Origin of the sequence: Rhizobium sp. Leaf453 (assembly GCF_001425605.1) — a bacterium.
Taxonomy (GTDB): Bacteria; Pseudomonadota; Alphaproteobacteria; order Rhizobiales; family Rhizobiaceae; genus Pararhizobium.
This window is the reverse complement of the sequence record NZ_LMRG01000001.1, coordinates 210336-231542: the sequence shown is the minus strand read 5'-3', so window position 1 is coordinate 231542 and position 21207 is coordinate 210336. Positions and strand designations below refer to the sequence as shown.

At 60.5% G+C, this 21207-nt stretch carries 17 protein-coding genes and 1 pseudogene; 3 read left to right on the top strand and 15 right to left on the bottom strand.

What is annotated here, in order from left to right:
* Positions 1 to 69: 69 nt before the first annotated feature.
* Positions 70 to 1216: pseudogene (locus ASG68_RS32920) on the top strand (OpgC family protein).
* An 11-nt stretch (positions 1217 to 1227) separates the two neighbouring features.
* Here the strand turns inward: ASG68_RS32920 and dxs are convergent.
* The 8 genes from dxs to ASG68_RS01155 all read right to left on the bottom strand — a co-directional run bounded on the left by dxs (position 1228) and on the right by ASG68_RS01155 (position 9815).
* Complete coding sequence (dxs, locus tag ASG68_RS01190) at positions 1228 to 3141, bottom strand: 1-deoxy-D-xylulose-5-phosphate synthase (protein WP_062575898.1); 1914 nt, start codon at positions 3139 to 3141, stop codon at positions 1228 to 1230.
* A gap of 166 nt (positions 3142 to 3307) precedes the next feature.
* On the bottom strand, positions 3308 to 4231 hold the full coding sequence (locus tag ASG68_RS01185; RefSeq protein WP_062575899.1) for a pirin family protein: 924 nt from the start codon (positions 4229 to 4231) through the stop codon (positions 3308 to 3310).
* Between the two features lie 34 nt (positions 4232 to 4265).
* Positions 4266 to 6425, bottom strand: a complete 2160-nt coding sequence (locus ASG68_RS32700) for a calcium-binding protein (protein ID WP_062575900.1) — start codon at positions 6423 to 6425, stop codon at positions 4266 to 4268.
* A gap of 153 nt (positions 6426 to 6578) precedes the next feature.
* On the bottom strand, positions 6579 to 6830 hold the full coding sequence (locus tag ASG68_RS01175; RefSeq protein ID WP_062575901.1) for an exodeoxyribonuclease VII small subunit: 252 nt from the start codon (positions 6828 to 6830) through the stop codon (positions 6579 to 6581).
* A gap of 2 nt (positions 6831 to 6832) precedes the next feature.
* Positions 6833 to 7759 (bottom strand): histone deacetylase family protein, encoded by a 927-nt coding sequence (locus ASG68_RS01170; protein WP_062575902.1) that lies wholly within the window; start codon positions 7757 to 7759, stop codon positions 6833 to 6835.
* 138 nt (positions 7760 to 7897) lie between these two features.
* The gene (locus ASG68_RS01165) at positions 7898 to 8461 is read right to left on the bottom strand and encodes a biotin transporter BioY (RefSeq protein ID WP_062575903.1); all 564 of its coding nucleotides are present in this window, start codon (positions 8459 to 8461) and stop codon (positions 7898 to 7900) included.
* 74 nt (positions 8462 to 8535) lie between these two features.
* On the bottom strand, positions 8536 to 9141 hold the full coding sequence (locus tag ASG68_RS01160) for an energy-coupling factor transporter transmembrane component T family protein (RefSeq protein WP_082478274.1): 606 nt from the start codon (positions 9139 to 9141) through the stop codon (positions 8536 to 8538).
* Positions 9135 to 9815 carry an energy-coupling factor ABC transporter ATP-binding protein gene (locus ASG68_RS01155; protein ID WP_062575904.1) on the bottom strand — a complete coding sequence of 227 codons (681 nt, stop codon included), beginning with the start codon at positions 9813 to 9815 and terminating at the stop codon, positions 9135 to 9137. The genes ASG68_RS01160 and ASG68_RS01155 overlap by 7 nt, the downstream gene beginning before the upstream one ends.
* Before the next feature lie 113 nt (positions 9816 to 9928).
* Here ASG68_RS01155 and ASG68_RS01150 point away from each other — a divergent pair, with 113 nt between their 5' ends.
* A complete protein-coding gene (locus ASG68_RS01150) occupies positions 9929 to 11119 on the top strand; it encodes a winged helix-turn-helix domain-containing protein (RefSeq protein ID WP_062575905.1) in 1191 nt (396 codons plus the stop codon).
* Positions 11120 to 11129: 10 nt separating this feature from the next.
* Here the strand turns inward: ASG68_RS01150 and ASG68_RS01145 are convergent, their stop codons facing one another.
* The 4 genes from ASG68_RS01145 to ASG68_RS01130 form a co-directional block, all read right to left on the bottom strand.
* Positions 11130 to 11963, bottom strand: a complete 834-nt coding sequence (locus ASG68_RS01145; RefSeq protein ID WP_244484069.1) for a family 16 glycosylhydrolase — start codon at positions 11961 to 11963, stop codon at positions 11130 to 11132.
* Between the two features lie 155 nt (positions 11964 to 12118).
* Positions 12119 to 13219: a 3,4-dihydroxy-2-butanone-4-phosphate synthase gene (ribB, locus tag ASG68_RS01140; protein WP_062575907.1), complete on the bottom strand. Its 1101-nt coding sequence runs from the start codon at positions 13217 to 13219 to the stop codon at positions 12119 to 12121.
* Between the two features lie 31 nt (positions 13220 to 13250).
* Entirely contained in the window at positions 13251 to 14348 is a 1098-nt protein-coding gene (gene aroC / locus ASG68_RS01135; protein ID WP_062576562.1) for a chorismate synthase, read from the bottom strand.
* Between the two features lie 161 nt (positions 14349 to 14509).
* On the bottom strand, positions 14510 to 17689 hold the full coding sequence (locus tag ASG68_RS01130) for an EAL domain-containing protein (RefSeq protein WP_062609100.1): 3180 nt from the start codon (positions 17687 to 17689) through the stop codon (positions 14510 to 14512).
* Between the two features lie 252 nt (positions 17690 to 17941).
* On the opposite strand from ASG68_RS01130, the gene ASG68_RS01125 reads away from it, so the two are divergent.
* Positions 17942 to 18202 carry a DUF1344 domain-containing protein gene (locus ASG68_RS01125; protein WP_062575909.1) on the top strand — a complete coding sequence of 87 codons (261 nt, stop codon included), beginning with the start codon at positions 17942 to 17944 and terminating at the stop codon, positions 18200 to 18202.
* Between the two features lie 75 nt (positions 18203 to 18277).
* Here the strand turns inward: ASG68_RS01125 and ASG68_RS01120 are convergent, their stop codons facing one another.
* The 3 genes from ASG68_RS01120 to ASG68_RS01110 all read right to left on the bottom strand — a co-directional run bounded on the left by ASG68_RS01120 (position 18278) and on the right by ASG68_RS01110 (position 21074).
* Positions 18278 to 18865: a histidine phosphatase family protein gene (locus ASG68_RS01120; protein ID WP_062575910.1), complete on the bottom strand. Its 588-nt coding sequence runs from the start codon at positions 18863 to 18865 to the stop codon at positions 18278 to 18280.
* 92 nt (positions 18866 to 18957) lie between these two features.
* Entirely contained in the window at positions 18958 to 19776 is an 819-nt protein-coding gene (gene fabI / locus ASG68_RS01115; RefSeq protein WP_062575911.1) for an enoyl-ACP reductase FabI, read from the bottom strand.
* Between the two features lie 221 nt (positions 19777 to 19997).
* Positions 19998 to 21074, bottom strand: coding sequence for a DnaJ C-terminal domain-containing protein (locus ASG68_RS01110; protein WP_062575912.1), 1077 nt, complete (start codon positions 21072 to 21074; stop codon positions 19998 to 20000).
* Positions 21075 to 21207: the final 133 nt, after the last annotated feature.

The window sequence follows — 21207 nt, the reverse complement described above, 5'->3', positions numbered from 1 at the left end:
GCGGGTAACGATTTTCCCTTACGCGGGTTGTTGCTGTCGCGGATTGCGCGATCTTGGCGGACCGAGGGAATGGCAATGAGCGGGCAACGCGAAAACCGGATCGACCTTCTCAGGGGCCTGTCGCTTCTCCTGATCTTCATCGGCCATGCCGAGTTCACCTTTTCGCGGACGTTCCAGCAATCGCGCGGCTTCTCGGATGCATCCGAAATCTTCGTGCTGCTGGCCGGTATGTCGTCGGCGCTCGCCTATTATCGACCGGATATGGGGCTGCAGCTTGAGCGGCCATGGCGGCGGGCGCTCAGGCTCTATTTCACGCATTTGATGCTGTTTGCCATCATGGCCGTGGTCTCGTCTTTGGTGCTTGTGGTCTTCCAAACCACAGTATGGAACGGCGCGATGAGCGAGTTCTGGCAGCATCCACTGTTGCGGGGCATGCAGGCCATCTCCCTGTTCTTCATGCCCGGCAATCTCGACATCCTGCCGATGTATGTCGTGCTTCTGCTGTTCGCGCCCTTCGCCTTCGTTGTTCATGACCGGTCGAAGATCCTGCTTCTGACGATCTGCTGTGTAGTCTGGTTACTGGCGGGGCTTGGCCGGATCAATCTTCCAAATGCAGCACTTGCGGACAGGGCCTGGTATTTCGATCCGCTGTCCTGGCAGTTGATATTCGTGATCGGCATATGCCTCGGCATTCGTGAAGCGCGGAGAGAGTGTCTTGCCCTACAGCCGGCCGCTCTTCATCGCCGCCGCCGTGTTCGCAATCGTCGCCATCCCGGCCAATCTGGCGATCCATTTCGCGCCGATGGAAGGACGGATCGGCAACATACTGCACCAGATGGTGTCCAAGACAAACGAAGGTCCCTTGCGCATCATCAACGTGCTGGCGAACCTTTATCTCGCCTGGAATATCGGTTGGGTGAAGAGGGCCGCCGATCATCCGTCCATGCGGCTGCTTTGCACTGCCGGGCGCCACAGCCTGCCGGTCTTTGCGACGGGGCTGGTCCTGTCCTTCTGCGTGATGGTGTCGATGACGCTGCTGCCGGGCATGTCGCTTGCTATGCAACTCCTCCTGCTCGTCGGCTGCTGCGCCCTCCAGCTCGCGCTCGGTCAATGGTTGGACGTTCGCAAGCAGGTGGCGTCATCCCGGCGGCCATCGGCAACCCGCATCAAGGGTGCGATATCCGCACCTGCAGCGATGAGTGCAAAAGGCGGCTGAAAGAGGTGGGCTTAACCGGCCACGCTCGATCCGATCTGCTGCTTCTGGCCGAGTGTGCGGAACACCGTGGAGACAATGCCGGCGCGGTCGAGACCGGCCTTGGCATACATGACCTCGGGTTTCGCCTGTTCCATCCAGATATCCGGCAGGACCAGCGAGCGGATTTTCAGGCCGTTGTCGAGCAGACCTTCCTGGGCGAGGAACTGCAGCACATGGCTGCCGAAGCCGCCGACGGCGCCTTCCTCGATGGTAATGAGCACTTCATGATGCCGCGCCAGTTGGCGGATCAGATCATGGTCCAGCGGCTTGGCGAAACGCGCATCCACGACGGTGGTCGAGAGGCCGGCCGCATCGAGGTCTTCGGCCGCCAGCAGGCAGTCTGCGAGCCGCGTGCCGAACGACAGGAGCGCCACCTTGGAGCCCTGCTTCATCGTCCGGCCCTTGCCGATTTCGAGAATCTGGCCGCGCTCCGGCATTTCGACGCCGACGCCTTCGCCGCGCGGATAGCGGAACGAGATCGGCCCCTGGTCATAGGCCGCCGCGGTGCGCACCATATGCTTGAGCTCCGCCTCGTCTGCCGCTGCCATGACGACGAAGCCGGGCAGGGTGGCGAGGTAGGTCGTGTCGAACGAGCCGGCATGCGTCGGCCCGTCGGCGCCGACAAAGCCGGCACGGTCGATGGGGAAGCGCACCGGCAGGCCCTGGATCGCCACGTCATGCACGACCTGGTCATAGCCGCGCTGCAGGAAGGTCGAGTAGAGCGCGCAGAACGGCCTGTAGCCCTCCGAGGCGAGGCCGGCCGCGAAGGTGACGGCATGCTGTTCGGCTATGCCGACATCGAAGCAGCGCGACGGGTGCGCCAGCGCAAACTTGTCGAGGCCAGTGCCGGACGGCATGGCGGCGGTGACGGCAACGATCTTGTCGTCATAGCCTGCTTCCTGCGTCAGCGCCTCGGCAAAGACGGATGTATAGGCGGGCGCATTCGGCTTGGCCTTGGCCTGCGCGCCGGTGATGACATCGAACGTGTTGACGCCGTGATACTTGTCGGCGGCGGCTTCCGCTGGCGGATAGCCCTTGCCCTTCTGCGTCACGATATGGATCAGCACTGGCCCCTTGGAATTGTCGCGCACATTGCGCAGCACCGGCAGCAGATGCTCGAACGAATGTCCGTCGATCGGGCCGATATGGTAGAAGCCCATTTCCTCGAACAGCGTGCCGCCCGTGACATAACCGCGGGCATGCTCCACGGCACGGGTAATGGCCCGGTCGACCTTCTTGCCGAGATAGGCCGTCAGCTTCTTGCCGAGATCGCGAAAGCCCATATAGGTGCGGCCCGAGGCGAGGCGTGCCAGATAGGCGCTCATCGCGCCGGTCGGGGGAGCGATCGACATATCGTTGTCGTTGAGGATGACGATCAGCCGCGCATCGAGCGCACCGGCATTGTTCAGCGCCTCATAGGCCATGCCCGCGGACATCGCGCCGTCACCGATCACCGCGATCACATTGCGATGCTCGCCCGAGAGATCAGCGGCAACAGCCATGCCGAGACCGGCAGAAATCGAGGTGGAGGAATGGGCGGCACCGAAGGGGTCGTATTCGCTTTCTGCCCGGCGGGTGAAGCCGGAGAGGCCGTTTTCCTGGCGCAGCGTGCGGATGCGATCGCGCCGGCCGGTCAGGATCTTGTGCGGGTAACACTGGTGGCCGACATCGAAAATCAGCCGGTCATGCGGCGTGTTGAAGACCTTGTGGATGGCGATCGTCAGCTCGACCACGCCGAGGCCAGCGCCCAGATGGCCACCCGTCCGCGACACGGCATCGACCATTTCGGCGCGCAGTTCCGTGGCCAGCTGCGGCAGGTCCTTGTCGTCGATCTTCTTCAGGTCGTCGGGATATACAACCTGATCGAGAAGAGGGGTCGCCGGCATGGGATTGACTGGCAGTTGTGTCACGCTGAAAGGCCTTCGTTCTCACGCCCCGGGAGAGGGCGCGATTTTCAATTGGATAGCTCGTCAAGAAGCCGCGTCTTAACAGAATCGATATGGATTGCAAAAGCAGGTTTTCTTGCGGCGCAAAGCGGGAGTTTAACGAATATTACCGGTCCGGCAAAGGGATAAACTCTTGGGCGTCTCCCGGGACGATGTCGAAACGGCCGGTCCGCCATTCTTCCTTCGCCTGTTCGATCCGTTCCTTGGAGGAGGAAACGAAATTCCACCAGATGTAGCGGGACGAGCCAAGGGCCGCGCCGCCGAACAGCATGATATGACAGCCTGCCGGTCCGGCCGTGATGGTGATGGGATCGCCGGCACGGAATACCAGCAGCTGATTGCTGGCAAACCGGTCGCCGGCAATGATCGCTTCGCCCTCAAGGATATAGAGCGCGCGCTCCTCCCAGGCTGCCGCGAAGGGCGCGCTCTTGCCGGGCTCGATCTTCAGATCGACATAGATGGTGTCGGAGAAGACGGAGACAGGCGAGGTCATGCCTTCGAACGAGCCGATGACGACGCGACCTTCCATGCCATCATCGCGGAATGCCGGCAGGTTGTGCTTTTCCGTATGGGTAAAGACCGGGTCGATTTCCTCGTACCGGTCGGGCAGGGCGAGCCAGGTCTGCAATCCGGAAATCGACTGCGGTTTACCGCGCAAATTCTCGGGTGAGCGCTCCGAATGCACGATGCCGCGACCCGCTGTCATCAGATTGATGTCACCGGGAGCAATCACCATTTCGGTGCCGAGACTGTCGCGATGCTTGATCTCGCCGTCGAACAGATAGGTCACGGTTGAAAGCCCGATATGCGGATGCGGCCGCACGTCGAGCGCCTGTCCTGCCTTGAGCAGCGCCGGTCCCATCCGGTCGAAGAAGATGAACGGCCCGACCAGCCGCCGCTTGGCGGTCGGCAGCGCTCGGCGAACCTGCAGATTGCCGATATCGCTGGTGCGCGGAATGATCAGATGCTCGATCGCATCACAGGCCGGCGCATCGCCGGCTTCGGGGTCGTTTCCGGGGAAGAAGGACATGAGCGGGTCTCCTGCAGGGTCTCTTTACCGGAGACTATAGAAGGAAATCCGCCGATGTCAGCGTTATCTTGCCAATGAGTGTGATGCCGAGATCGGTGGCGCCATCACCGTCGACATCCACCTGGACATAGGTGTTGTTGCCGGAGAGGAAGCTGCGGACTTCACCGGCCTTGCCATGAAACGCGCTGCCCCCGATGAAGGAATAGGGCGCGGCCGTGTCATGAAGGAACTGCATCTTGTCACCTTCGCTGCGATGGAAGTCGGCGATGACGTCGCGATCCTTCGCTGGCCATAGCGAGTCCCCGGCATTGTTGAATACGAAATGATCCGCGCCCTTGCCGCCGGTCAACCGGTCCAGGCCCTTGTTGCCGGTCAGGACATCGTTGCCGTCGCCGCCATTGAGCCGATCATCCGCGAGACCACCTGTGAGGATGTCGTTCCCCTTTCCGCCGATGATGGAGAGGGCGCCTTTGGCTTCGTAGACTTTTCCTGTCTTGATATATTTGTAGCTTCCCTGAACGACCAGGGTGTCGTTGGCAGCAAGCGCGCTGCCGTCGATCACCATGGCGTCGGAATTTCCGATCATGATTTCGGTCTTGGTGGCTGTGTCGGTTTTAGCAAGGACTTTCAGTCTTTCGACACCCTCGATAACGGTGCCGAGGAGGTTGTTGAGCCCCTCGCCGACATAGATGGTATCCGTACCGCCACCGCCAACAATAAGATCCCGTGGGTCTACACCGGTATTCTTGGCGTGTTTGGTGACGGACGAATAATCGAAAATGTCATTCCCCATGCCGCCGGTCAGAACCTCTTTGCCCGCCGTGCGGATATCGAAGCGAACCGAGAACTTCGCATTCGTCAGGTCGGAGGCGTCTGCGATGAGACTGCCGCCGAAACCTCCATCCCCGTTTTTGATCAATAGTCGATTGTTCGCGTCGTGATTTCTCTCAACGAAGCTCTGGGTAACGGTCAAATCAATAATTCCGCTCCTGAGTTCAATGATTTCAATGCTTGTCGCATCCAGCCCATCCAGCATGTCCTTCGGGACAGCGGTGCCATTGTCGAAAAATATCCTGTCGGTTCCTTCTCCGCCCGAGACGACCTCGCCATGCGAGCCGGCAGTCCAGTTATACTGGGACAATACGAAGGTGTCGTTGCCCTCTTCGCCATACATGGTGTCTTTGCCGGCTCGGCCGGACGTGATTCCATCCAGCCTGTCGTCGCCGGTGAGGACGTCATTTCCAGCGCCGCCTGAAAGAACATCGTCCCCGCCACCACCAATCAGTACATCATCGCCCCGGCCGCCGGAGAGGTGGTCGCCGGCCGCGCCGCCCCTCAGTTCATCACCGCCATTGCCGCCAGTGACTTTGAGACTGCCATGCCGCTGAAGCAGTTCCGATCCGTCTACAATCAGCTTTCCAGTAATGGCTGCCGGCGCGTCTCCAGTGCCATAGTTGCGATCCGTCGTGATATTGATGGTGTTGCGACCGAGATAATATGCGTGGTAGCCGAAATCGATTGTTCGCGACTGACCTGCCACAAGATCGGTGACAACTATGTTTTCGACATTCTTGACAGAGACAAGCGTGGTGAAACCGTTGGGGTCAGTTTTCTCGCGACCATTGGTGGTGGTCTTAAGGCCTGCCCCGCTGAGTACGATCGTATCGTTCCCCGCCCCGCCGTCGATCCTGTCACCGATCAGCGAACTGGCGTAGTAGACGAACCTGTCGTCTTTGCTGCCTGTCCGCAGATCGTCATAGCTCGCATCGTCTCCCACGCCCGAAAGGTAGCCTGATGACCCGAAGATATCGAATGAAGTGGTGGTCACTGCGGATGCATTGAGCCGCAAGTTCGATTGATCGAGGCCGACCTCGGTCGCATCTATTATGAAATGTGAGTTCTTCCCCGCCTTGAAGACCGTATTGTCGAATGTGAGGTTGAAGCTGCCTGCATTCGATCCATCAATGGAATTCGACAGGAGTGCGATGCCCACGACCCTGGAAAAGATCGGCCAATCAGCGCTCGCAACTGTCCAGGTAGAGCTGATGTCGTTGACGAGGACCAGCGCATTCCTGCCGCCGCCGCCATCGACCTTATCGGTCTTGGTCATATAGCCGGACCAGAAAAAGAACCAATCGTCTGCTTTGCCGCCGACAAAGTTATCGACGCCAGCTGTGCTGTAAAAATCGGCCATGCAACCCCACCATGCCGTCACGATTTCCCATGGCCGGCACGGAGGCAGGTATCCATTGAAGCGAACCGAAGACCGTCAAAAATATAATTTAATCAACGGTACGTAAGAGCAGTAGGCGATCGCTGTCAATATGGAGGCGCAACTATCGCGCGATCACTCGCCGTCGAGAGGCTCCACGCCCTGCGGCTTGCCGGCCCGATCCAGCCTGATCTTTTCGATGCGGTTTTCGGCGGCACCCAGCAGGGCTTCGCAGTGCTTCTTCAGCGCTTCGCCGCGTTCGTAGATCTCGATCGACTTGTCGAGCGCGACATCGCCGCGCTCCAGTGCCGAAACGATGGCTTCCAGTTCTTCGACGGCCTTTTCGAAGGAGAGGGAGGAGACGTCGGTTTGTGGGGTGGTGGTCATGGTCATCCTCTCATCAGGCGGTAGATGTGGGTTCCGGCCGATTCGGCCAGGCCCTGGAGATCGTAGCCGCCTTCGAGCAGGCTGACGATGCGGTTGTTGGCGGTCTTGCCGGCGATGTCGAGAAGCCGGCCGGTCGCCCAGTCGAAATCGTCGGCAACGAGATTGATCTGCGCCAGCGGATCGCGGTGATGGGCGTCGAAACCGGCGGAAATCAGGATGAAATCGGGGCGGAATTCCTCAAGCGCCGGCAGCACACGCGACTTGAAGGCCTCGCGGAAATGATCGCTGCCGGTATCTGGCGAAAGCGGCGCGTTGACGATGTTGCCGGCGCCTGTCTCGGTCTTGGCGCCGCTGCCGGGATAGAGCGGCATCTGGTGCGTCGAGCAGAACAGCACGGACGGATCATCCCAGAAGATATCCTGCGTGCCGTTGCCGTGATGCACGTCCCAATCGATGATGGCGACGCGCTCGGCGCCGTGGCGCTGCTGCGCATGGCGGGCGGCAATGGCGATATTGTTGAAGAAGCAAAAGCCCATCGCCTTGTTTTTCTCGGCATGATGGCCGGGCGGACGTGACGCGACGAAGGCGTTGTCGGCCTTGCCGGCAAACACCGCATCGACGGCTGCGACCGCGCCGCCAATGCCGGTCAGCGCCGCCTGCAGGCTTGCGGGGCTTGCATGGGTATCGGCTTCGAACGAGTTGATGCCTTCCTCGGGGATTACCGACATGACCGTGCGCAGATGCTCTTCCGGATGGGCAAGCAGCACGAAGTCCTCATTACCCTGCGGCGCCTTCTGCCGTTTCAGCGGCGAAAAACGCTCATGCTCGAGCGCTTGCGTCAGCGCCGTTAGCCGGTCCGGCCGCTCGGGGTGACCTTCCGGAACCTTGTGTTCGAGGAAGATCGGGTTTTCGAAGAGGATGGTGGTCATGGGAGGGAAACCTATGGGGTCGGGGTTTCAAGGTCCATGCCATAGGTAGGACAATCCGGCCGTTTTCAACAGGCGTGAAAAACGAGAAAACCCTCCCACGTTTCCGCGGGAGGGTTGCAAGGCTCGGATGAGCGGTAATCAGGCACGCTGCGGCAGGAGCGGGTAGCCGGCAAGCACGGCGCGGGCGGCGAGCGTCGCGATGACGGCCTTCAGGATATCGCCGGGGATGAAGGCGAGCGAGCCGGTGACGACTGCGAGCAGCGGCGAACCGGTGACGACGGACACCCAGGGCATGCCGATCAGGTAGAGAACGACGATGCCGCCGAGGACGGAGGCGAGGAAGAAACCGGTAAACTGGCGCAGTTCGCTCTGGCCGTCACGCACCAGGCGTTCGGCGATCAGGCCGGTGACATAGGTGGCGATCACCCAGCCGAAGATGAAGCCGCCGGTCGGGCCGACCAGAACCGATATGCCGCCGCGACCGCCGGCCAGCACCGGCAGGCCGATCGCGACCATCAGGATGACCAGGAGATAGGCAAGCGCGCCGCGCTTGGCGCCGATGATGCAGCCGGCCAGCATCACGCCCATGGACTGGGCGGTAATCGGAACCGGGATGAAGCCGAGCGTGACCGGCGGGATGAGGCCAAGGACCACGATAATGGCGGCGAAGAGCGCTGTTAGCACGATGTCTCTGGTTGTCATGTGTCTTCTCATGTTGGCGGGGCCATTTTGACAGGCCATGTTGGCAGATGACGCATTTATTAGAATGCGCGCATTCAATGGCGGCGAAAGCCACGGGCGTCAATGGCTGTGGCGATCGTATCCGCATCCTTGAGGGTCAGGATGATCAGCGGGCCAAGGATGGTCAAGACCCGCACGGGCAGGCCGCGCGCCTTGTGTGCATCGCGGATTGCCTGATAGCGGCTGAAAATATCAGGCACGAATCGCAGGACGAGCCCCAGCGCCAGGCTGACATCGGCCGCCCGCACCAGACCCATCCGCTCAAGAGGGCCAAGTAATAACGTGATCTCGTCCATGAAGGCATCGATCGTTGTCGTCGCGGTGATGGCCGCGGCCAGCAGCACCAGGGTCACCAGCCGTACGACCATGACAGCCACATCCATGGGCGGAATCAGCAGGAGGTTGACGAGCGCCAGGAAGAGAATGGTGAAGAACACGAAGCCGACACGCGACCAGGCTTCGCGCAGCGTCATGCCGAGCGTCAGATAGAGCGCGGTCGTCAGCAGAAGTGCCGGTAGAAGAACCCACCAAGACGAAACGGCAAAGAGCACCACGCTGGCGACCAGAAGCAGGATCAGCTTCGGCCGTACAGCAAGCCGGTGAAACCAGGTTTCGCCTTCGACATAAAGACTGGTCAGCACAGCGCCACCTCATGATAGCGGCGAATGGTTTCAGTGGGTTCGCCATCCGCAATCAGACGGCCTTCGTGGAACAGCAGCACGCGCTCGAAATCGGCGATCAGCGGCAGGTCGTGGCTGATCACCACTGCGTTCTGTTCCAGCCCGGCAATGGTGGCGGCGACCATCTGGCGGTTCTTCAGGTCGAGTTGGTTGGTCGGTTCGTCGAGAATGAGGATTTGCGGACCGGTGACGACGACGCTTGCCATCGCCGCCAGTTGCGTTTCGCCGCCGGACAGCTCGTGTACCCGGCGGCGCGCCAGATGGCTGATTCCGAAACGTACGAGGACGTTCTCCGTACGCGCCTCGATCTCGGCTTTCGAAAGGCCGCGGTTCTTCAGCCCGAAGGCGATGTCGTCGGCGACCACGGGCATGATCAGCTGGTTCTGCGGGTTCTGGAAGATGTAGCCGGCCTGGCCGAGCACAGCCTTGTCGTCCTTCACCGTATCCAGCCGGTTGACGGTGACGGAGCCGGACGTCGGTTTGACGAGGCCGTTGATCAGCCGGGCGAAGGTCGTCTTGCCGGAGCCGTTGAGGCCGATAATGCCGATGCGTCTCTGTGTGAGCGAGAGGGTCAGCGGATAAAGCGCGACACGGTCGCCGAAGCGGACCGAGCAATCGGCAAAACGAATGTCCAAACACTGTCCCCCGCATCTGATGCCGGCGCTCTATAGGACAGATTTCACATGGATGGAAAGAGGCCTGCAGTTTGGGGCTTGAACAAAGTGAGAACATTTGGTGTGATCGGCCCATGGCGATTCTCGTTTCCAACCGCGATGCGCGGCGCATCTTCCTCAACAAGCAGGGTCTGGCCGGCGCTCCCCACAAGGCGCTCGGCAAGCAGGGCCTGCTCGATCTCATCCATGATATCGGCTTCGTTCAGGTCGACAGCATCGCGACGGTTGAGCGCGCCCATCACCAGATCTTGTTTTCGCGCAACCAGACCTACAGGCGCGAGCACCTGACCGAACTTCTGGAAAAGGACGGTGCGCTGTTCGAGCACTGGACGCACGACGCCTCGATCCTGCCATCGGCCTTCTTCCGTTACTGGAAGCATCGCTTCGCCCGGCGTGAACCGATTCTCAAGGAGCGCTGGCTGAAATGGCAGGGAGAGGGGTTCGACAGCACGTTCGAGGAGACCTATCAGCGCATTGCCGAAGGCGGGGCCGTGATGTCGCGCGACCTGAAGGTCGCCGAACACAAGTCGGGCGGCTGGTGGAACTGGCATCCGAACAAGACGGCGCTCGAATATTACTGGCACACCGGCAAGCTGGCGATCGCTGGCCGGCAGAATTTCCAGAAGATCTACGATCTCGCCGAGCGTGTCCTGCCTACCCATCACTACGAGCCGGAAGTGAGCGAAGCGGAATTCGTCGACTGGGCTTGCCGCAGTGCGCTTCAACGCCTGGGTTTTGCCACCCACGGTGAAATCGCCGCCTTCTTCGCCCTGATCGGACCGGAGGAAGCCAAGGCCTGGGTGATGGCGCATCGCGATGAACTGACCGAGGTGCTGATCGAACCCGCCGATGGCGAGAAACCGCGCCTGTCCTATGCGTTCAACGGCTTTCCCGACAATCTCGGCGACCTTGCCGAGCCGCCCGCCCGCCTGCGTGTTCTCAGCCCCTTCGATCCGCTGATCCGCGACCGCAACCGCACCGAACGGCTGTTCGGCTTCTATTACCGCATCGAGATTTTCGTGCCCGAGCCGAAGCGCGAATACGGTTATTATGTCTTCCCGCTTCTGGAAGGCGATCGCATGGTCGGCCGTATCGACATGAAAGCCGACCGCAAGTCCGGCACGCTCGACGTCAAGCGCCTCTGGTGGGAAAAGGGCGTGCGAGCGTCCTCTGGCCGGATGGAAAAGCTGGAGGCGGAACTGGTGCGATTGGCGAAGTTCGCGGGCGTGGAAAATGTCCGCTGGCTCGATGGATGGCAGGGATAGCCGGCAGCGCTCAGCTCTTTTTCTGGTAGATCCGGATATAGTCGATATCCATACTGACCGGGAAGATTTTGTTGTCGATTTTGCCAGCCATGTCGCCGCCGATCGCCAGATTGATCAGAAGGTAATGCGGCGTGTCGAAGGGCCAACTCGCCTTGCCCTTGCCGGGGTTCTTGTAAGTGAAAAAGGTCTGCTGATCGACGCCGATGGTGATCGCCTTGGATGTCCAGGTCATCGTATAAGTGTGGAAGCGTCTGCAGGCATCGCGGACAAAGGTTTTCCCGCCGATGCCGAAGGTCCCTGCCGTCGCCTTGGTATGGATCGTTCCGGTGATCTCGCTCGGCGCCTTGCCGACCTGCTCCATGATATCGATTTCGCCATTGTCAGGCCAGGGGATCGTGTCAGGCCCCAACATCCAGAAGGCCGGCCACGTGCCGAGCCCACAGGGAAGCCGCGCCCGTACCTCGTAGACACCGTATGTCCAGCTTGCCTTGCCGCGCGTGATCAGCCGGGCGGAGGTGTAATTCTGGCCGCCATAGTCGGATGCCGATTTCAGCTGCTCCTTGCGGGCGGTGATGATCAGCTTGCCGTTCTCGACCTTGCTGTTCTGCAATCGCTTGACAGCATAATATTGCAGTTCGTTGTTGTACCAGCCGGTCTTGTTGGCCTCCGTGTCGTAGACCCATTTCTTTGCATCCGGCAGACCCGCGCCGTTGAACTCGTCGGACCAGACGAGTTTGTAGCCGGCCGGCGGCGTCGTCTGCTGGGCGTGCGCGACCGCCGATACAAACAACAACAGAACCATCGTTGAGAGCAGGCGGGTGGAGACTGGAAATTTCGATGTCACGACGCTCTTTCGTGTTGTTGAGGCGCGCATTTTTTCGCCCACGAACAATCGAAAGGAAAGATAACTTTAGTATGATCGTATATACATGGTCGCGCTCGCCGCGGCGGCCCCGGTCGAATATCACCGGAGGTATCTTTGCGCTGCTTCTGGGCAGATTAGAGAATGTCGGTGGCGGAAATTCGAATCCCGAATCCTTCCAGGCCGACATAGTGGCGCTCGCGTGTCGACAGCAGCCGGATCGAACTGATGCCAAGATCCTTCAGGATCTGCGCGCCCAGCCCGATTTCCAGCCATTCGCTTTCGCGCGCCTGGGCCTCGTCGTGGCCTTCGTGCCCGTGTTTGCCGGTGCGTGCGGTCTTTGAAACGCCGACGCCAACGGAGCCTTCGCGCAGGTAGACGATGACGCCGCGGCCCTGTTCGGCAATGCGTTTCATGATCGTATCGAGTTGGCAGTCCTTGCCGAACACATCGGTGCCGACATTTTCCAGATGCAGGCGCACCGGGATATCGACACCGTCGCGGATATCGCCGAAGACGACGGCGAGGTGCTGCATCGGGTCCCAGGGCAGGGAATAGGCATGGCCCTTGGCCTTGCCATAGGGCGTCTCGATGTCGAAGCTGTTTTCCAGCTCGATCAGCTTGTCCTTGCGCTGACGGTAGGCGATGAGGTCGGCGACCGAGACCTGCTTGAGGCCATGGGTTTCGGCGAAACCCGCCACCTGCGGGCCGCGCATCACCGTGCCGTCGTCATTGACCAGTTCGCAGATCACGCCGATCGGCGGCAGGCTGGCGAGGCGGCAGAGATCGACGGCGGCTTCGGTATGGCCCGACCGCATCAGCACGCCGCCTTCGCGGGCAACCAGCGGGAAGATGTGACCCGGCCGGGTGAAGTCGGACGCGCCGACATTCGGGTTGGCGAGGTTGCGGACGGTCAGCGTCCGGTCATCGGCCGAAATGCCGGTGGTCGTGCCGTGCTTGAAATCGACGGTGACGGTGAAGGCCGTCGTATGCGACGAATCGTTCTCGGCGACCATGGCGTTGAGGTTGAGGCGCTTGGCCTCTTCCTTCGGCATCGGCGCGCAGACAATGCCGGATGTGTGGCGGACGATGAAGGCCATCTTTTCCGGCGTGCAATGCACGGCGGCGACGATCAGGTCGCCCTCGTTCTCCCGGCCGTCGTCATCGGTGACAACGACGATCTCGCCCGCCTCGAAGGCGCGGATGGCATCGGCAACACGCTTCTGGTCAAAGGCCATGGAGTTCTCCCTCGATACGTCAGACGCCGGGTTATTTTAGTCTACCAGTCTGGCCCCGGTCACGCAGGTAGTGGTCGGCAATCGTGCAGGCCAGCATGGCCTCGCCGATCGGCACGGCGCGGATGCCGACGCAGGGGTCGTGGCGGCCCTTGGTACGGATGTCGACATTGTTGCCATCCGAGTCAATCGATTGCCGCTCTGTCAGGATGGACGAGGTTGGCTTGATGGCAAAGCGCGCGATGACCGGCTGTCCGGTCGAAATGCCACCCAGGATGCCGCCGGCATGATTGGACAGGAAGATCGGGTTGCCGTCATTGCCCATACGCATTTCGTCGGCATTTTCCTCGCCGGTGATTTCGGCGGCGCCGAAGCCATTGCCGATCTCCACGCCCTTGACGGCGTTGATCGACATCAGGTTGGAGGCGATGTCCTGATCGAGCTTGGCGTAGATCGGCGCGCCGATGCCGGCCGGAACGCCCTCGGCGATGACCTCGACGACGGCGCCGATCGACGAACCGGCCTTGCGGATGCCGTCGAGATAGTCTTCCCAGACCGGAACCATTTTCGGATCGGGGCAGAAGAACGGGTTGTTGCCGACCTCGTTCCAGTCCCAGTTGGCGCGGTCGATCTTGTGCTTGCCGATCTGGACAAGCGCGCCGCGCACGAGAAGGCCGGGCACGACCTTGCGGGCAAGACCACCGGCCGCTACGCGGGCCGCCGTCTCGCGGGCCGACGAGCGTCCGCCGCCGCGATAGTCGCGAATGCCGTATTTCAGGTCGTAGGTATAGTCGGCATGGCCCGGACGGTAGCTCTTGGCGATCTCGGAATAGTCCTTCGAGCGCTGGTCGGTGTTCTCAATCATCATCGACACCGGCGTGCCGGTGGTGATCATGGTTTCACCGTCGGCGTCCATCATCACGCCCGAGAGCACCTTGACGAGGTCGTCCTCACGGCGCTGGGTGACGAAGCGCGACTGGCCGGGCTTGCGCTTGTCGAGCCAGGATTGCAGTTCCGCCAGCGTGAAGCGGATGCCGGGAGGGCAGCCGTCGACGACGCAGCCGAGCGCAATCCCGTGGCTTTCGCCCCAGGTGGTGACGCGGAAGAGATGACCGAAAGTGTTATGCGACATGAGCAGCAACCGGATGTGTAAGCGGCATGCGTCTTAAGACGCAGCCTGCGACATTTCATTCGGCCGTGACTATTAGTGTGAAAATGCCGGAAAGGGAAAAGCTTTCTGGCACAATCCGGCAATTGCTGGTGCAACGAGCTGTTTCGTTGCGGGGAAGGGGATCAGGACGCGAGTTGCAGTGCTTCGTGTCCGGCAAAGGCGACGAATTTTTCGTAGCTCAGCGGCTTGGCAAAGGCATAACCCTGCAGCATGTCGCAGCCCAGCAATCCCAGCATTTCCGCGTGATCCATCGTTTCGACGCCCTCGGCAACGGTCTCGATGCCGAGCGAACGGCCGATCTCGATGATCGAGCGCACCAGCGCCTGCTCGTTGCGCGACTTCAGGATCGGCGCGACCAACTGCCGGTCGATCTTCAGCCGCTTCGGCTTGATCTTCAAAAGGCTGACGATAGAGGTATGGCCGGTGCCGAAGTCGTCGATCTCGATGTCGATGCCCAACTTCTTGATGCCTTCGATATTGGCGGTGACGATATCGTCGCTCTCGTCGAGGAAGATCGATTCCACCAGTTCGAAGGAGAGCTGGCCGGGGGCGAAACTCAGGCCCGACAGCGAGGCGAGCAGGTTCTCGTCGCTCAGGCGCTTGGCCGAGACGTTGACGGAGATCTTCGGCACGTCGATACCCGCAGCCGCCCAACGCATGGCGTCGATCAGCGAGCGGTCGAGCACGACGCGGTCGAGTGCCGCCACGACATTGAGTTCCTCGGCGATATGAAGGAACTTGTCGGGTGTAAGAATGCCCTCGCGCGGATGGTTCCAGCGGATCAGCGCTTCGACGCCGACAAGACGCAACGTGCCGGCTTCGAATTGCGGCTGGTACCAGGCGACGAACTGGTTCTTCTCGATGCCCTCGAGAATTTCGTCTGCGATCCGCTTGGTGGTGACAATCTCTTCCTGCAACGCATCGGTGAAGAATTCGTGGCGGTTGCGACCGCTTTCCTTGGCGCGGTAGAGGGCGATATCGGCGTTCACCAGTAATTGCCGTTCGTCGATGGCAAGGTCGTTGGCGACGGCAATACCGATAGACACGCCGAAACGACAGGGGAAACCGTTGTAATCGACCGGCTGGCGCATCTGGACGATGATGCGCTCCGAAAGGCTGGTGAGGAATACCTTGCTGGGCGGATCGGTGACCAGAACGACGAATTCGTCGCCGCCGATGCGGGCGACCATGTCACCGGCGCGGACGCTGGAGCGCAGGATTTTCGAGGCATGCACCAACATTGCATCGCCTGCGGCGTGACCAAGCGTGTCGTTGATCTGCTTGAAGCGATCGAGATCGATATGCAGGATGGCGATGTTCTGCAGGCCGTCCTTGCGGGCGCGGGCAAGCCGCTCGAGTTCCATGTCGAGCATGCGGCGATTGCCGAGTCCCGTCAGCGGGTCGTGGAGAGCGTTGTGTTCGATCCGGTCCTTGGCTTCCGCAAGCTCGTCGTTCTTGGCTTCCGCCATGGCCTTTGCCGAGCGCAACTGCTCCGTCATCAGAACGTCGTCGGTGATATCGAAAGCGATGCCGACCAGCTTCCTGTTGCTATCCGGCAGGGTATGGATCTTGCCGACCGAGCGGACGTGACGAACCGCGCCATCCGGGAGAACAATCCGATATGACTGCACATAAGGTACGCCCTGTTCAATGGTGCGATTGACATTGGCGAGCGTATCCTCGCGATCATCGGGATGAACAGCGCTGATCCATTTCTCCTCCGTCGTCTCGCCGCCATCGTGAACGAGGCCGTGCAACTGGTGCATGCGCTCGTCCCAATAGGTGACGCCGGACGTGAGGTCAGCGTCCCACATGCCGCACTGATAGGAGGCGAGCGCCAGGTCGAGGCGCCGGGTGATCGCTTCAAGCTGCTGCTCGCGTTCCGAAAGGCCGGCCAGCGCCGTTTCCAGCGCGCGGTTCTTCTGCTCGGCGGTGGCCTTGGCGCTGCGCAGCTGTTCGGTCATCATGACATCGTCGGTGATATCCCAGCTGATGCCGGTGATCTTCGCCTTGCCGTCGACGCCGACATGGGTGGAACCGATATTGCGGACATGACGGATGCTGTCGTCGGCCATGACGACACGATAGTGGGAGCGATATTCAAGGTCCTCGTCCAGCGCCTTGAACAAAGTCAGCGAGGCTGCGGCGACGTCATCCGGATGCACGGTCTTGCGCCATTCGGCATAGGTCGGGTCACCCTTTCCGGGCGGAAGGCCGTGCAGGTGATACATGCGCTCATCCCAGGAGCGTTCCTGCGAATCGAGGTCGATTTCCCAGATGCCGATCCTGGAGGATTCCAATGCAAGGTTGAGACGATGCGACAGGGTCAGCAGTTCGCGTTCGCGCGAGCGAAGCTTGGCCATGTTGCGCTGGCGTTCGTTGACCAGTCCGCCCGTCAGGAAGATCGGGATGATAACGACGGCAGCGGCAATGAGGATAGTGGCTTCGATCAGGCTGGTATTGCCGGGCTCTTGCGCCCATCCAGCAGTAGGAATGGCGGCTAGTTCCCAGGTCCCGCCGGGCAGGTGGAGCTGGCGGATTACCGGTGATTTTTCGAAGATGTCGGTGTCGCCGAAAAAGGCGTCCTGGATGTTGTTCGTGACGGACACATCGCGGATGGCGAGCTGGATATCGATCTTGCGATCACCATCCTGGGCTTCTCCTTCCTTGGCGAGGTCTTCCATCAGGCGGGCATTGCTGTAAATTTCCTTTTCGTCGATGATGGCTTCGACAAATCCCCAGAATTCGACCTGGTTGTCCGTCTTGGTAAAAACGGGCGTGAAGAGGTTGAAGCCGGTACGGCCACTCGGCAACCTCACCGGACCGGCGATGACCGGCTTGGCCTTGGATTGCGAGCGGTCGATGGCGATGCGGGAGGAACGGAACTTCTTGAAGTCGTTGCCGATCATGCGCTCGTTTCCGGCAAGCGGAAACGTCATGCTGATGACGGCATCGGGCGCTGCGCTGACACGCGCCATCTGGGGATTCTGGATCAGCAGTTTCGAAGCCAGCTGATCAAAATGCGCAATCGGCATGTCGGGCGCGACGGAGAGATTGTTGGCGAAGCCGCGCAGTGCCGTGATGTTGTTGTTGATTTCGCTCTGTAGGCGCGTCGAAACGAGATTGAGTTCGCTTTGAACATTGCTCTTCAGCTCGTTGCGGAAGTTCGCACGGTTCTGTTCCTTGAAGAGATATCCACCGGTGAACACAACGGTAGCCGCAATGAAGGCGGGAACGAGGGATGGCTTTGCAAGCCTCGCGAGCGTCAGGACGCGATGGCGGATCGTAGCGCTTCTGGTCAAGTCTCATGCACCCCATATTCCCCGGGGCCAAAGCTACCGATGGAGTCTTAAAATTGGCTTTAGAGGTTGTTCCCGCTATGAAATCTGTGCCAGCATCGTGGAATGGCGTACGTCGATCAAGATTTGGTTAACCATAGGATTCCAAATCGGGTAAACTTTGAAATGTCACGGCGACGGGCGATTTTTGCCACAATCAGGGGTCAAACAGTGGGCACAAGAAAATTGAATGAATCACTGAAGAGGGCGAAACGGATGCGTTTCATCGTTGCTGCGTTGATGGCTACTGCCGGATTTCTTTCGCCGCTTGCCGCATTTGCAGAAAGCGCCGATGTCGAAGCCGTGATTACGGGCGTCGATACGGAGAAGCTCAGCCTGTCGCTGGATGACGGCAAGAGCTATCAGGCGCCGGAAGAGTTCAATTTCGAAGGGCTGACCGCCGGTGTGAAGGTTCTGGTGTTCTACACCGAGGTTGACGGCAAGCGCGTCATCAATGATCTGGAAATCGTGCAGTAATTGCATTACGAACGCGGCGTGGCAGCGAGTTGCCTTCGCCGCGATCTATGTTTCGGGGTCGCGTCGCTCCGGCGTTCAAAGCCAGCCGATCGCGCCATTTTCAATCTTCAGAATTCTGTCCTGCGGAATCGCACCGAGTGCGGCTTCTTCCGCGTCCATTGCGCCGCATAGTTTGAACAGCGTGCGAATCACGCCGCCATGGCTGACGCAAATGGTTGGCCCGGTAACACTCGACAGCCATGCCCCGACACGCCAGGACAGGATTTCGTAGCTCTCGGCATCCGCGCCCGGCGGGATGAAGTCCCATTTGGAGAGTTCGCGCTCAGCCACGCGCTCCGGCATCTCGCGCTCGAGTTCGGCCATTGTATAGCCTTCCCAATCGCCGAAGGAGACCTCCTTCAGCCGGGCATCCGTCCGATAGCCGGATGCGGGCAGCCCCATGGACTCGCGAATGAGTTCCATGGTTTCTCGCGTGCGGTGGAGGGGGCTGGACACGAAGTCGAAGCGCGAATGTGCATCGGGGCCAAGCATGGCTGCCAAGGCGCGGCCATTGCCTCTGGCCTGACGCCGTCCGGTATCATTGAGCGGAATATCCTTCTGCCCTTGCATGCGGATCTGCGCATTCCAGTCGGTCTGTCCGTGGCGGATCATGTAAATGGTCACGGAGAAACTCCGGGGCAGGGGTCAATTGGACCCGTCGCAAGGGAGCCGGGGCATTCCGCTGGCGGAGAACCCCGGATTACGGTCGTGCAGCATCAGTCCTTGATGACGGCGATATCCGGCGCATCAACGGCCTTCATGCCGACGACATGATAGCCGCTGTCGGCGTGATGGACCTCACCGGTCACCGAGCGCGACAAGTCCGACAGCATGTAGAGGCCGACATCGCCGACTTCCTCGATGGTGACGGTGCGGCGCAGCGGCGCGTTGTATTCGTTCCACTTCAGGATATAGCGGAAATCGCCGATACCGGAGGCTGCAAGCGTCTTGATCGGGCCGGCCGAGATCGCGTTGACGCGGATGTTCTTCGGGCCGAGGTCGACCGCCAGATACTTGACGCTGGCTTCCAGCGCGGCCTTGGCAACGCCCATGACGTTGTAGTTCGGCATCACCTTTTCGGCGCCGTAATAGGTCATGGTCAGCATCGAGCCGCCATCGGTCATCAGCTTCTCGGCGCGACGTGCGACGGCCGTGAAGGAATAGACCGAGATGTTCATGGTAAGCGCGAAATTGGCAGCCGATGTATCGACATAGCGGCCGGTCAGTTCGTCCTTGTCGGAAAAGCCGATGGCATGCACGATGAAGTCGATCTTGCCCCAGAGCTTTTCGAGGTTTTCGAAAACGGCGTCGATGGTCGATTCGTCGCTGACATCACAGTGGCCGGCCATGACGGCGCCGAGTTCCTGCGCCAGCGGCTCGACCCGCTTCTTCAGCGCATCGCCCTGATAGGTGAATGCGAGTTCGCCGCCCTGCGCGTGAATTGCCTTTGCAATACCCCAGGCAATCGAACGATTGTTCGCGACGCCCATGATCAGGCCGCGTTTGCCTTTCATCAGACCGGATGCTTGCGACATATGATGTCCCCAATGCTGCCCATGCGTCCGTCGTCATTGGCTGACCGGAAAGCGCATGTGTTGAAACCGCCGGAACCTTCGCGCCCGCCTGGTCGCGTCGGTTCTGAATTTTTGAGCACTGGCTATGACATAGCCGCCCCGGTGGTTCAAGCGCGGGCGAGATCAGGAACTGTTAGTTCCCGTAACAAAGGGTCAGCGTCCACTGTCGCTGTTATAAAACTTTAAAGAAACAAGCCGTTGCGCAGGCTGCGCATCAGATCGGTGACCTTTTCATCCGGCTTTTCCCACAGCATCAGCCGCAGTTCGATCAGGAGATCGCCGCGTTTGCCGTCTGATGTCGGCAATCCGTGGCCGGAAAGACGAACCACGTGATCGGAGCCGGACCAGGGTGGGATCGTGACGGTCACCGGCCCGGTGAGGGTGTTTACCTTGGCATCGCAGCCCAGAACGGCATCCTGGATGTTGATGGCGAGCGTCGTGCGCAGGTCCGTGCCGTCGGTTCGGAAGCCGCCATCCTGCTTGACGCGTACGGCAACGACGACATCGCCGCGCAACATTCCGTTCAGGCGGTAGCCCATCTCCTTCAGGCGAATGATGCTGCCGTCGGTGGTCCCAGCCGGCAGGGCGACCTTCAGGGTCTGGCCGTCCGGCAACGTCGCCGTCGCCTTTTCTCGGCGAAAGATATCTTCCACCGAAACGGTCACATCGCAGAAAATGTCCGGCACCTTCTCCTGGGCAGGCTTGCCGGCCGAGCCGCGAATACGCTGGACGATCGACGAGATCAGTTCTGCGGCAGGGGCGGCCGCACGGGGAAAGCCGCTGAAAATCGGGGACTTTTCCGCAGCGTCCGCCTTCGCTTCCGGTTCGGGAGCCGGTTCCGCTTTCGGTTCGGGTTTTGGCGCGGGTTTCGGTTCTGCCCTGGCCTGCTGCGGTTGGGGGTGAGGCCTGCGAGCCTCTTGTGGTTTTGTCGTCTGGGCATCCGAACCGAAGATGCGCGAAATCATCTCCTCGGCCGTTTCTGGATCGATGGTCGGCTCCTCGACGCCGCGGGCCTTGCGCGCAACTTCCTCCATGCGGCGCAGTTCCGCCTCGCGGCGCGCCTGATCATAGCGGTTACGCAGCTTCGGGTCTTTGAGAACCTCGTAGGCACGGCCGGCCTCGGCAAAGCGCTGGCTGGCGAACGGGTCGTCACGGTTCTGGTCCGGATGCACGGCCTTGGCGACATTGCGCCAGGCAGCCTTGATCTCGTCCTGTCCGGCATTGCGTCTGACGCCGAGCACTGAATAGGGATCACGCATGCATGCCACCGCTTTCTGAGGGGCTGCGCGCCTTATCCGGCGGACCGTTCAGCCCTGTTGAAAAGTCAAGGGAAAACGCGCCAGAACGGCCGTTTTCGATGGAGCGATGATGAGAAGGGGAGACTTAAATAAC